Origin of the sequence: Afipia felis ATCC 53690, assembly GCF_000314735.2 — a bacterium.
GTDB classification, from domain to species: domain Bacteria; phylum Pseudomonadota; class Alphaproteobacteria; order Rhizobiales; family Xanthobacteraceae; genus Afipia; species Afipia felis.
This window is the reverse complement of sequence record NZ_KB375270.1, coordinates 3917808-3930599: the sequence shown is the minus strand read 5'-3', so window position 1 is coordinate 3930599 and position 12792 is coordinate 3917808. Positions and strand designations below refer to the sequence as shown.

General features: G+C 56.7%; 14 protein-coding genes. 3 read left to right on the top strand and 11 right to left on the bottom strand.

What is annotated here, in order from left to right:
* The first annotated feature begins 97 nt into the window (after window positions 1-97).
* Both HMPREF9697_RS18750 and HMPREF9697_RS18745 read left to right on the top strand, forming a co-directional pair.
* Window positions 98-757, top strand: coding sequence for a L,D-transpeptidase (locus tag HMPREF9697_RS18750; RefSeq protein ID WP_002718831.1), 660 nt, complete (start codon window positions 98-100; stop codon window positions 755-757).
* Between the two features lie 183 nt (window positions 758-940).
* Window positions 941-1354, top strand: a complete 414-nt coding sequence (locus HMPREF9697_RS18745) for a thioredoxin family protein (protein ID WP_157223258.1) — start codon at window positions 941-943, stop codon at window positions 1352-1354.
* A 98-nt stretch (window positions 1355-1452) separates the two neighbouring features.
* Here HMPREF9697_RS18745 and HMPREF9697_RS18740 read toward each other — a convergent pair whose 3' ends face one another.
* From HMPREF9697_RS18740 to HMPREF9697_RS18690, 11 genes are read right to left on the bottom strand one after another with little or no spacing between them, the layout of a single operon-like run.
* On the bottom strand, window positions 1453-2406 hold the full coding sequence (locus HMPREF9697_RS18740) for a 3-hydroxyacyl-CoA dehydrogenase family protein (RefSeq protein WP_002718829.1): 954 nt from the start codon (window positions 2404-2406) through the stop codon (window positions 1453-1455).
* On the bottom strand, window positions 2403-3527 hold the full coding sequence (locus HMPREF9697_RS18735; protein ID WP_002718828.1) for a mandelate racemase/muconate lactonizing enzyme family protein: 1125 nt from the start codon (window positions 3525-3527) through the stop codon (window positions 2403-2405). The genes HMPREF9697_RS18740 and HMPREF9697_RS18735 overlap by 4 nt, the downstream gene beginning before the upstream one ends.
* A gap of 29 nt (window positions 3528-3556) precedes the next feature.
* The gene (locus HMPREF9697_RS18730; protein ID WP_002718827.1) at window positions 3557-5260 is read right to left on the bottom strand and encodes an IlvD/Edd family dehydratase; all 1704 of its coding nucleotides are present in this window, start codon (window positions 5258-5260) and stop codon (window positions 3557-3559) included.
* A gap of 28 nt (window positions 5261-5288) precedes the next feature.
* Window positions 5289-6218, bottom strand: coding sequence for a dihydrodipicolinate synthase family protein (locus tag HMPREF9697_RS18725; protein WP_002718826.1), 930 nt, complete (start codon window positions 6216-6218; stop codon window positions 5289-5291).
* 5 nt (window positions 6219-6223) lie between these two features.
* Entirely contained in the window at window positions 6224-6955 is a 732-nt protein-coding gene (locus HMPREF9697_RS18720) for a ribonuclease activity regulator RraA (protein WP_002718825.1), read from the bottom strand.
* 15 nt (window positions 6956-6970) lie between these two features.
* On the bottom strand, window positions 6971-7750 hold the full coding sequence (locus HMPREF9697_RS18715; protein WP_002718824.1) for an SDR family oxidoreductase: 780 nt from the start codon (window positions 7748-7750) through the stop codon (window positions 6971-6973).
* A 19-nt stretch (window positions 7751-7769) separates the two neighbouring features.
* A complete protein-coding gene (locus HMPREF9697_RS18710; protein WP_002718823.1) occupies window positions 7770-8735 on the bottom strand; it encodes a 2-hydroxyacid dehydrogenase in 966 nt (321 codons plus the stop codon).
* Window positions 8736-8744: 9 nt separating this feature from the next.
* Entirely contained in the window at window positions 8745-9473 is a 729-nt protein-coding gene (locus HMPREF9697_RS18705; protein WP_002718822.1) for an amino acid ABC transporter ATP-binding protein, read from the bottom strand.
* Complete coding sequence (locus tag HMPREF9697_RS18700) at window positions 9470-10123, bottom strand: amino acid ABC transporter permease (RefSeq protein WP_002718821.1); 654 nt, start codon at window positions 10121-10123, stop codon at window positions 9470-9472. The genes HMPREF9697_RS18705 and HMPREF9697_RS18700 overlap by 4 nt, the downstream gene beginning before the upstream one ends.
* Window positions 10123-10845: an amino acid ABC transporter permease gene (locus HMPREF9697_RS18695; protein ID WP_002718820.1), complete on the bottom strand. Its 723-nt coding sequence runs from the start codon at window positions 10843-10845 to the stop codon at window positions 10123-10125. The genes HMPREF9697_RS18700 and HMPREF9697_RS18695 overlap by 1 nt, the downstream gene beginning before the upstream one ends.
* A 43-nt stretch (window positions 10846-10888) precedes the next feature.
* The gene (locus HMPREF9697_RS18690; protein ID WP_002718819.1) at window positions 10889-11770 is read right to left on the bottom strand and encodes an amino acid ABC transporter substrate-binding protein; all 882 of its coding nucleotides are present in this window, start codon (window positions 11768-11770) and stop codon (window positions 10889-10891) included.
* 299 nt (window positions 11771-12069) lie between these two features.
* On the opposite strand from HMPREF9697_RS18690, the gene HMPREF9697_RS18685 reads away from it, so the two are divergent.
* Complete coding sequence (locus HMPREF9697_RS18685; protein ID WP_244597825.1) at window positions 12070-12687, top strand: GntR family transcriptional regulator; 618 nt, start codon at window positions 12070-12072, stop codon at window positions 12685-12687.
* Window positions 12688-12792: the final 105 nt, after the last annotated feature.

Sequence of the window (12792 nt, the reverse complement as noted above, 5' to 3'; positions counted from 1 at the left end):
TGCCTGAACGAGCCCCGCCCACCTATCCCCCTCATTCCCGTAGTGAACCTTCCCGCTTGTCGAGCTTGCAGGCACACCAACCTGACAAAGTCCACCTATGAATCTGCCTAACAAAAATGCGGCCTTTCTCTCCCTGGCCGTCGGTCTTGCGGTTGCCGGCTGCACGACGACCGGATCGCCCGTCGCGGTCACGCAACTCCCCGAAGGATCGCAATTGGCGGCGAATACCACTTACGCGACACAGCCGGACGAAAAATTCACCGTTCCGGCAATCGATGTCGCGGAGATCGATCCCAAAAATATCCGGCAGCAAGTCAACTATCAGACGGACGAACCGCCAGGTACGATCGTCATCGACACCAAAAGCCGCTTCATCTATCTCGTGCGGGAAGGCGGCAAGGCGATGCGCTACGGTGTGGGCGTTGGTCGCGAGGGTCTTGAATTTAAAGGCACTGCCAAGGTCGGGTTCAAGCGTGAATGGCCACATTGGACTCCGACACCTGCCATGATCGCGCGCGAACCCAAACGATACGCACGTTGGGCAAAGGGCATGGATGGGGGAATCGGGAATCCACTGGGTGCACGCGCGCTCTATCTTTTCAAAGACGGTAAGGACACGCTGTTTCGTATCCACGGCACCAACGAGCCGAGCACGATCGGTCATGCCGTTTCGTCAGGCTGTATCCGGATGATGAATCAAGACGTGATAGATCTTTACAGGCGGGTACCTTCCGGATCGAAGGTTATCGTCCGGTAGTCCCGCCCTTGCTTGAGATAAGCGACAAGCAGAAAACCAAATATACGTCTAGCAACGCCAGAACACAGTCTCATTATGAACCAGCCCAGGCAAAGCAGTCGCATCGAATATCAGCATCGCCAAACGCACACCGTACTCACGAGGCGCCAACTTATAACCGGCGGACTGACGGCCGCCGTTGCCATGAGTTCGACCGAGTTGATCTACGGAGCGCCTGTGGTTGCGGACAAGATCCGTGTTGTTGTCTCCAACACGCGCGATTACCGAAGTGGTTTGACCCTTTTGTCATCCCGGTATAAGGCCGCGCTTGTGGATATCGGAGCAGAATGGTGCGATTACTGCAGGGTCATCGACCAAAAGATTCTCCCTGATCCCGACGTGCGGCGTGCGATGGAGCATGTCGCGCTCCTCCGGGTCGATGTCACGAGAATGGACCAAGATAGTCAGGAACTTCTTCGTTATCTTCAGGCCGATGGACCGCCGACCCTTTTCATCGTCGACACGAAAAAAGGCCGTGAGTTTGCCGGCACACGGTCGGTCGGTATCTTCCATGCCGACGATCTGGTTAGGCGGCTTAGCCCATTTGTTCCATCCTGACGATTCGCTCCATCATCCCGCCACCCAGTTACCACCCCTGCCCATGCTTGATGCCGGGTACAACCGATCGTCCGCGAACCTAGCAAAGAATTACGAGATTAAATCTCGCCTCTGTTTCTGCGCGCATTCCCCGGAGGCCGCGCGCCGGACGACAACAGATATGCCGCTTGCAATAATGTCTGCTCGTACTTTTCCCGCTGCTCTTTTGCCTGCTCTGGTGTCCAGTCCCAGAATCCAGAGCCGCTTTTGGCACCGAAATTTCCAGCCTCGACCAGTGACTCGATCGAGCGCCCTGGCTTGGTGCCGTTGTTCAAATACGGATAGATCGAGATACCGGCGGCATAATTCGTATCCAAGCCAGCAAGGTCTTTCTGCAAAATCGGTCCCGCTGCAATGTAGCGGAAGCCGAAGCCATACCGCACGGCGGCATCGATATCCTCCGGCGTCGCCACTCCCTCGTCTAGGATCGCATACGCTTCACGCATCAGCGCATGCTGTAGGCGGTTGGCGAGAAATCCCGGCACATCCTTTGCGACGCGAACCGGAACACGGCCAACTGACGTCACTATGTCGAACAGCTGATCCATTGTTTTTGCATCGGTAAATTCGCCAGCAACAACTTCCACCGCAGGCACAATGTGCGCCGGCAGAAAGAAATGCAGCCCTCCCATCCGATGACGCGTAGCTAAGCCAGCCGCGATTTCGGTGATACGCAAACCCGATGTGTTCGTCGCAAGCGGAATGTTCTCCGGCACCAGCTGGTCCAACGCGGCGAACAATTGTCGCTTGATATCCATTTTTTCCGGAACGGCTTCGATCACGAGTTCGACGCCGCTCCACTCCAACTCCTCGACAGTCGTTGCAAGCGAGAATTTCGCTATGTTCGCCGACGTATCAAGCTGGCTAACCGAGAGCGCAACACGATCGCGTGTCCGCTCCCAGTTTTTTGCTTTTGGATCAACAGCCCTCACCGACCAACCGCGGGACACAAAAATCGCCGCGATATCGCAGCCCATCAGACCGCAGCCGATGACAACGAGTGTCTTGCTCATGCCCAGGCCTCGGCATCGAGCTTGGCAATGACTTTCTCGTCGAAAGAATAACCGAGGCCGGGATCGGTCGGCAAGGCTAGCCCCTTGCCCCGCACAATCTTCAACTGCCGATCAATGATCCTACGGAAGTTCAGTACCTGATCGTCGGCGAAATACTCTACCATTTCGCCGTTGGGCAGCGCCGCAACCAGATGCAGATGAAGGTCATGGAACCAATGCGGGCACATATTGACCCCGTAGCAATCGGCCATCGCGCCGATCCGCTTGAACTCCGTAACGCCGCCGCACACGGCAGCATCCGTTTGAAGAATCGCCGCCCCTCCCTTGTCGAGTAGTTCCTTGAATCGCCAGCGTCCGGCTTCGATCTCGCCGGTCGCCACATTGATGTTGATGCGTTCAGCCAGCTTGGCGTGATTGTCAATCTGATCGGGGCTGAACGGCTCCTCGATCCAGTACGGATCATAATCAGCAAAGCGTTCGCAATAGCGAAGCGCCGTCGGCACATCGTGCCAGGCGTTATTGGCGTCGAGCAGCAACAGCGCATCGGGCCCGATAGCTTTGCGCGCGGCGGCCACCCGCTTTTCTTCCCCAGCCGGATCGAGGCGTCCGACTTTCATTTTCACGCCCTGCAGGCCCAGAGCCAGATATGAGGCCATTTCCTCGCCCAGCATCTCAGGGGTCTTGCCTTCGAGGTAGTAACCGCCGCTGCCATAGGCCGGCACCGGATCGCGCGTGGCGGCCCCGAGATAACGATACAGCGGCAGCTTGGCAGCTTGAGCATTCACATCCCACAATGCAATGTCGAGAATGCTCAGCGCACGCATGACCGAGCCCGTGCGGCCGTGCAACAGCACCTCCTGATAAAGCTCTTTCCAGAGCAGTTCGACTTCAGTGGATTCCTTTCCGATCAGATGTGGCGCCAGCAATTCGCGCACCGCCAGCGTGACAACCTTCCCGCCGAAGTTCCCGGCGTAGCAGTGGCCGATCCCTTCCAGGCCATCATCAGTACGAACTTTGACCAGAGCATAGTCCCGCGCCAGAACTTGACGGTTGGCAAAGGCGGTTGGGCGGTCAAGGGGTACACGAACAGTGCGTGCCACAACCGAAACAATACGAGCCATATTTCACTCCCACTTCTTGTTGGCGGCGATCATGTCGCGCGCGGGTCTTCCACCAGAAATTCAAAATCGCAGCCTTCATCAGCCTGCAACACCGTATCGACGTAGAGTTTGGCATAACCGCGCTTCGCCATGGTCCTGACCGGCGCCAAAGCCTCGGCGCGGCGCTCCAGTTCGGCCGCATCGACCTGCAAAGCAATGCTGCGGTTCGGCACATCGAGATGGATCTTGTCGCCGTTTCGGACCAGTGCGAGCGGCCCACCAACAGCCGACTCCGGTGTGATATGCAGCACGATGGTTCCGAACGCGGTACCGCTCATGCGTGCATCGGAAATACGCACCATATCCTTGACGCCTTCACGCGCGAGCTTCCTGGGAATCGGCAGATAGCCAGCCTCGGGCATGCCGGGCGCGCCCTTCGGGCCAGCATTGCGTAAAACCAACACATCCTCGGCTTTGACATCGAGATCGGGAGAATCGATGCGTTCCGTCAAGTCCTGCACCGAGTCGAACACAACAGCGCGTCCCGTATGAACCATCAACTCCTTGCTTGCGGCCGATTGCTTGATCACCGCGCCACGCGGCGCAAGATTGCCATGAAGAACTGCCATCGCCCCCTGCGGCTTGAGCGGCTTCTCGCGTGTGCGGATCACATCCTGATTCGGCACGTCTTCGGCTTGTTCAATGACATCTCCAACCGTGCTGCCGCCGACCACAGGCGCATCGAGCTTGAGCAGATCGCGCAGTTCACGCATTAAGCGCGGCAGGCCGCCTGCATGATGGAAGTGCTCCATATAATGCTGGCCTGAGGGCTTCAGATTCAACAACACCGGCACAGTACGGCCAAGCCGGTCGAATGCGCCGAGGTCGAACTTGATCCCGGCACGCCCCGCGATTGCCGCGAGATGAACGACACCGTTGGTCGATCCTCCGATTGATTGCAGCACAACCATCGCGTTGTGAATCGAATCCTCGGTGATCAGTGCGCTCGGTCGAGGCGTATTCGACACCGCCATTTCAGTGGCCCGTTTTCCCGTGGCCTCGGCCAAACGTCGCCGCTCGGCATGCGTAGCCGGAACTGCCGCCGTATAAGGAAGCGAGAGACCCATCGCTTCCGTAAGACAGGCCATCGTGCTGGCAGTCCCCATCACCATGCAGGTCCCGACGGAAGGCGCCAGCCGCGCATTGATGATCTCGATTTCGTCGCCGTCGATGTCACCGGCGCGGTGACTGCTCCACATCCGGCGGCAATCGGTACATGCCCCCAAAACCTCTCCGCGATGGTGGCCGACCACCATGGGACCAACCGGAAGAACGATGCTCGGCAGGTCGGCCGAGGCTGCCGCCATGATCTGCGCAGGCAATGTCTTGTCGCACCCGCCGATGACGATCACGGAGTCCATGGGCTGTGCACGGATCATCTCCTCCGTGTCCATGGCCATCAGATTGCGCAGGAACATCGAGGTCGGATGCGCAAAGCTTTCATGAATAGTGATGGTCGGAAACACCATCGGCAGGCCGCCGGCGAGCATGACACCGCGTTTTGCGGATTCGATCAGGCTTGGCACATTGCCGTGGCACGGATTGAAATCGCTGTAGGTATTGGTGATGCCGACAATCGGCCTATCCAGAGCATCATCGGAATATCCCATCGCCTTGATGAAGACCTTGCGCAGAAACAGCGAAAACTCCTGATCGCCATAACTGGTCAACCCTTTACGCATACCGCGAGCCATGATGATGAGCCTTTTCCGATGTTATGATTTAGAGCTGTGCGCGCGGATCGTGCCTGGCTAGACGTGACAGCAGGTAGTCGACCTCAGCCTTTGCTGCTGGGGTCAAGGCATTTCCTGGCTTACGCTGCGCATCGGATGCAATCGCACCCCGCTTTTGCAAGACATACTTACGTGTCGCGAGGCCAACGCCTTGTTGCTGCTCGTAGCGGACAAGTGGGAGATGGGCGTCAAACAGATCATGCGCCTCATCGCGCTTCCCCGTCTTCTGAAGATTCACGACATCCACCAGCATGTCAGGGAAAGCATAGCCGGTCATTGCGCCGTCCGCGCCACGCTCCATCTCAAAATCCAGGAACAGGCCGCCATTGCCGCACAGGATGGAAATCGGCCTCATCGAACCATCTTTCTGGAATCCGCGCACGGCACTGATCTTCTCGAGACCAGGCCAGTCCTCGTGCTTGAGCATCACGCACGATGCATGGTTTTGGACGATCTGCCGGATAACCTTGGGCGTCATGACGACGCTCAGGGTGAGCGGATAATCCTGTAACACCCACGGAATGTCGTCCCCGACAGCCTCCACCGCCTGAGCAAAGTAAGTGACGATTTGGTCATCGGTTCTCAGGCTCGGCACTGGAGCAATCATCACGCCAGCCGCACCCGCGTCCATCGATGCTCGCGACAGCGCGCGCATTGCTGCAAATCCCGGCGCAGAAACGCCCACCACAACCGGCACTTTGCCTGCTCGTTTGACGACGCGATTGACGACCGTCAGCGATTCCTCCGGCTCGAGTTTTAGCGCTTCGCCCATGATGCCGAGGATGGTCATCCCGGTGACACCGCACTGCAGATAGAAATCCGTCATGCGGTCAATGGATTCGACATCCAATCGACCATCGGGATGAAACGGCGTTGCTGCAATTGTGTAAACGCCTGATGCCTGCGCATTCAGAAGCATTGATCTCACGCCTTCTTGCTCGCCTCGTAACGGGCCTTATTTGCTTCATTGGGCGGATAGAGTCCCGGCAGCGGCGTTCCCTTCTCGACCTCCGACATGATCCAAGCTTCGAGCCGCTCCTGCTCGGGTGCGGCCGCGACCACGTCATCCACAAGGTCCGCTGGAATAAGCACCGCGCCGTCATCGTCGATCACAATGACGTCGTTCGGAAACACAGCGACACCGCCGCAGGCGATCGGCTCTTGCCAGCTCACGAATGTGAGACCGGTGACCGATGCTGGCGCGGCTGCACCCTGACACCAAATCGGCAATCCTGTGGTCAATACACCGGCAACGTCCCGCATCACGCCGTCGGTCACGAGCGCCGCAACTTTTCGCGTGGCCATGCGCGCGCAGAGAATGTCACCGAAAATGCCTGCATCCGTGACACCCATCGCATCGACGACCGTGACGCACCCTTCCGGCATAGCCTCGATAGCGGCGCGCGTGGAAATCGGGGCGCCCCATGAAGCCGGTGTCGCAAGGTCTTCGCGCGCCGGAACGAAGCGCAAGGTGAAGGCTCGGCCGACGATGCGCTTCTGGCCCGGCTTGAGCGGGCGGGAGCCGCGAATCCAGACATTACGCAGCCCCTTCTTCAACAGGATCGTTGTAATCGTCGCGTTCGTCACCTTGGACAGAACATCGATGACGTTCTGAGCTAGCGGCAGCGTGGCAGGATAATTTTGAGCGTCCATCATTTGAAAGCGATCCTCCTAGATACTCGTGATGAGGCCGCCATCCACGCGGATGGTCGAACCGTTCAGGTAAGACGCACGCGTTGACGCCAGGAACGCGACAACGTCGGCATACTCTTCAGGCTTTCCATAACGACCGGCCGGGATTGAAGCCGTGCTTTCGGCCGATATCTGCTCAACCGGGCGGCCTTCTCGCTTGGCTTTGGCTTCGTCGAGGAATTTGATCCGATCGGTAGCGATGCGGCCCGGCAAGATGATATTCGCCGTAATGCCATCCCCGCCAACTTCGCGCGCCAACGTTTTCGACCAGCCGACCAGCGACAGGCGCAGTGCGTTCGATATCCCGAGATTGGGAATCGGCGAGATCACTCCGGACGATGTGCTGGTGATGATGCGCCCCCATTTCTTCTTGCGCATACCGGGCAGCACTCTGTCAGTGATTGCGATCACCGAAAGTACCATCTGCTGGAAGCTCTTTCCCCAGAGAGCCGGATCCTGCCCTGCCGCCGGAGTCGGCGGCGGACCGCCCGTGTTATTAACGAGAATGTCCACCGGACCGAACGCAGCTTCGATCTTCGTTATATTGCTGTCGATCACGGACAAGTCGGCAAGGTCCCATGGCAACGCCAACCCCTTGCCACCGGACAGCGAAGCAACCGTTCTCTCGACTGCTGCATGATCAATGTCACCAACCGCGACTTTGGCCCCTTCAGCGGCGAGTTGCCGCGCAATCGCGCTGCCAAGCCCGCCACCACCACCGAGAACCAGCGCCGTCTTTCCGCTAAGTCCGAAATCCATCTCCAATACTCCGAATTTTCTACCCGGCCTTCGGCCAAGGCGTTTCCCGGACCGGCGTTACCGGTCCCCTGCCGGAAAACCACGATCGCAAATTGTCGACAACAAGATCACCCATGATGGCGCGGGTATGATGCGTGCCAGTTCCGATATGCGGCAGCACTACGACATTTGGCAGCGCCAGCAGCGACAAAGGCACGTTTGGTTCGTCGGTGAACACATCGAGGCCTGCGCCATGAATCACACCCTTGCGCAAAGCATCGATCAGCGCGTCCTGATCGACCACCGAACCCCGTGCGACATTGATCAAAATGCCGCGTGATCCGAGCGCTGCAAGAATATCGGCATCAATCATGTGCCTGGTCGATTCGTTACCGGGCACGATCGCAATCAGCGTATCGGCGTCAGCAGCCATTGCTTTCAGGTCGGGATAGTGTTTGTAAGCAATCTCCGGCTGCGGCTTACGGGAATGATAGATAATAGGCACGTCGAACGCGGCAATGCGTTTGGCGATGGCCTGCCCGATACGCCCCATTCCAACGAAACCGACAGTACGGTCGCGCAAAGTCTCGGTGAGCGGGTAAGCTTCACTCGGCCATTTCCCGTCACGAATATATCGATCCGCCTGCGGCAACTCGCGAATGGTGGATAGAAGAAGACCGACGGTAAAATCCGCCATTTCATCATTGAGCACATCGGGCGTGTTGGTCACGACGACTCCGCGCTCAATCGCGGCCGACAAATCAATCGAATCATAGCCGACGCCGAAGTTCGCGATGATCTCGAGCTTCGGCAAACTTTCAATGAGGGCCGCGTCGGCCTTTTGCCGTCCACGGGTAGCAATGCCGCGGATACGCTCACCAAACTCGGTGACGATGTTCGAGATACCGTTCGCAGAAGCGCGATGCACGACAAAGGTCTTCGCGAGCGCGACCTCCACCGCGGGCACCATCTCGCCCATGCTGAGAACATGAATTTGTTCCGACATCGGCGTCTTTCAGTGCGTCAGGATTTTGGAGAGAAATTGCTGCGCGCGGTCACTTCTCGGAGTACCGAAAAATTCCTCCTTCGCAGCATCCTCGACAATGGCGCCCTGATCCATGAACACAACACGATTGGCGACGCGCCGGGCAAATCCCATCTCATGCGTGACCACCGCCATGGTCATACCATCTTGCGCCAGAGCCACCATCACGTCGAGAACCTCGTTGATCATTTCCGGATCGAGCGCCGAGGTCGGCTCATCGAACAGCATCGCAACTGGGTCCATCGCCAGCGCCCGCGCAATCGCCACACGCTGCTGCTGTCCACCCGACAATTGCGCCGGGAATTTTTCAGCCTGAGCCTTCAGGCCCATGCGGGCCAGCAGCTTTTCAGCGCGGACCTCAGCTTCAGCACGGCTCCGATTCAGAATTTTGATCTGCGGAAGTGCGATGTTCTTCAACACATTCATGTGGGGAAACAGTTCGAAATTCTGAAATACCATCCCGATTCGCGATCGCAGCTTCGGCAGATTTGTACTCCTAGCGCCGACCGAAATGCCATCCACGAAGACTTCACCCTTCTGGAAGGCCTCAAGGCCATTCATGCATTTTATCAGCGTACTCTTGCCCGAGCCCGACGGGCCACAGATGACAACGACTTCACCCTTGCTAATGGCCAGCGAACAATCGTCCAGCACGCGAAATACGTTGTACCATTTGCTGACATGACGCATCTCGATCATAGAGCGTATCTCCGCTGCAGCCTGCTCACCAGCTGCGAAGCAGCGAAGCAGATCACGAGGTAAGTGATCGCGACCACGGTATAGAGTTCAATCGGTCGGTTAGTGCTATTGGCGACGACGTCGGCCGTTGTCAGAAAATCACGCACACCGACGACGTAAACAATGGACGTATCCTGAAACATGATGATCGCCTGCGTCAGCAGAACCGGCAGCATGTTGCGGAGTGCCTGTGGCAGGATGACGTAACGCATGACGCTCAAATAGGAGAATCCCATCGCGAGGCCAGCCTGAACCTGCCCGCGCTTGACGCTGGAGATTCCCGCGCGAATGATTTCGCAGTAATACGCCGCCTCGAACAAAATGAAGGCGATCAACACCGACGAATAGGCATCGATCGGATGACCTACGATTTTCGGCGTGAGCACATAGAACCAGAAAATCACCAGGATCAGCGGCAGCGATCGCAGGAAATTGACATATCCGCCAGCTAGCGCCGAGACGATCCAGATGCTGGACATACGCATCATCGCAAGGCAAGTGCCTATAAGCATGCCGCCCACGATCGCACTCAGGGTCAACTGAAAGCTTACTATCAAACCCTGAAACAGCAGTTCCTTGTGTTGCAGGAGAACGCCGACATCAAAACCCATCAGCGGCCTCCCGCAGATGCGGTGCCGATGATCCGGCTCTTGCGCTCGAGGAAACGCATCAGCGCGATGACGCAAAGCGTAACGCAGGAATAAAGCACCGTCGCGGCCATGAAAGGCTCGAACGACTGAAAGGTGTATTCCTCAATCTGCCTGGCTGTGGCGGTCAGTTCCATCACACCTAACGTCAACGCCAAGGAAGAATTCTTGAACACACCGAGAAAATCATTGGTGAGGGATGGGATCACGGTACGATACCCGATCGGCAACAGCACATAGCGATAAACCTGCAACCGCGAGAATCCCATCGCCAACGCGGCATTCTGTTGGCCGCGAGGGATTGATTGGATACCTGAACGCACCTGCTCGGCAACGCGCGACGCGGTATAGAATCCGAGCGCCACGACAGCCGTCCAGAACTGCGGATCAGGCATGCCGCGCTTGACATAGCGCTGCGCATCGGCCGGTAACAATTCAGGAATCACGAAATACCAGAGGAACATCTGCGCGAGCAGCGGGATGTTACGAAAAATCTCGACATAGATGGTGCCGACCGTTCGCAATATCTTGTTGTCCAGCGTTCGAAGAACGCCGATGATCGACCCGAATGAAAATGCAATCAGCCAGGCATAGATTGCCAGAATGCAGGTCGTGGAAAAACCGGAGACGATCCAGCCGGCATAGGGATCGCGAAACAGCATTCCCCAGTCCCAGGAATAATTCATTCCCGTTTCTCCACGACCTGCTTCTTGTCAGTTTACGAGAAAATTAGTCCGCGAACGCGTTCAACCTGAGTGCATTCTTCAGATCATCGTTCATCGGAAGATTGATATTGGTCGGTCCCGGCTCGAACCATTTCTTATAAAGCTGAAAGATCTCGCCAGACGTATACAGGTTGGACATCACGCGAAGGCCGAGCGCACGGAATTCCGTGTCGTTCTTCGGGATCATGATGGAAAACGGATCGTAGGAATAAAACGGACCGACAACTTCGTAATCGCCCGGATTTTTGGCCATCGTGCGGATGCCGTACAGCACCACGTCGTTCGACGTGTAGGCATCGGCACGCCCCTGCTCCAGGTTCAGAAGCGCTTGCGGATGGTCCTTCACCTTGACGACGTTGACCTTCAGCTTGTGCTTGACGATTTCAGCGAGTGCTGCCTTCTCGTTTGTCGTTCCGGCCAGCGCCAGCAGCGTCTTGCCTTGAAGGTCCTCGATCTTCGTGATGCCGGAGCCCTTACGCACCATCAGCTTGGTTCCGGTGATGAAATTTGGCGTCAGGAATTCCACCTGCTTCATGCGACCAGTTGTAATCGTAGTGGACGAACATTCCGCATTGGCGGTGCCGTTTGCGATCACTGGAATACGAGTCTGAGGGGTGATTGGCACGTATTTGATGTCAATCTTGTCGAGCTTGTACTCTTTCTTAATTTCATCGGCGATTTTCAGGCAAATATCGATCGCGTATCCCTTCGGCGTTCCACTCGAATCGATAAACGAAAAGGGCACGGATTCTTCGCGGTAAGCGATCGCGAACGTCTTGTTGGCGACAATTTTTTCCAGCGAACCGCCAGATTGCGCAAATGCAGAGTGAGATGAGATTGCAAAAGTTGCGATGAGACTCGCGATAGCGAACGTGCGCTGCAGCATGATTCCTCCCAAGAAACATGAATCGCAAACCGTTGGTCCGGTCTGTCGTGATTTCTTGAAATCGCACAGCTTCCCATGCGAGCAAGCCCACACGGCGATGTTCCAATGCGATGCCTTCAAAGCTAGGGTCCGTCACTCGATATTGTCAACAAAATTATTGATAATCAAATTGCCGCACGGAAGATACCTGTATAAATTGCCAGATAACCGCCTATCACGAAGAACATCGGTCCCCCATGCTACGCCCCGCAGCCAAATCAAAGAGTTCGCCTAAGAAGACGGGATCATCCGCAGCCAGCGTGGTCGAAAGCATCGAAGAAGACATCGTACTCGGGCGCCTGCACCCGCGCGAACGCCTCATCGAAGATGAACTCATGGAGCGGTTCGGCGCCAAGCGCCACGTCATTCGTCAGGCACTGCTGGATCTCGAACGGATAGGTGTCGTCGAGCGCGTTCCGAACCGCGGGGCGCAGGTGCGCTCCTACTCAGCTCTTGCAGTCAAGCATTTGTATGAAATGCGCGATATGCTGGAGACGACGGCGGCCAATCTCATTCCTTTGCCTCTGCCCACAACCGCGCTGGATGAACTTCGCAAGATTCAGGCCAAGCATAATGATGCCGTTCGCAAGGGCGATCTGACGCGCGTGTTTCGCGAAAACATCAATTTCCACTGGGCATTGTTCGCCAACTGCGGCAATCCGTATTTAACGGCAGCCATCAACGATTTTTCGCACCGCGCGCATGTGATCCGATTTCACTCGATCAATCAGCGGAGCCATATGCTGCGCGCCCGCGACCAACACCGGGCCATGATTGCGGCAATCGAAGCATGCGATCGCCCCGCGCTGATCGAACTATGCCGCAAGCATATCATTCCGTCCAAGGAGGCATATCTGAAGTTATTGCCACGCGAATAAGATGAAATAGCTATTTAGCGCCGTCAAAACTGTTCTGCATTCCCAATGAAATTTTATCGTTTGGCGGTATGAGTCATCTGGCTTTATGTAACAGGCCACGCCAAG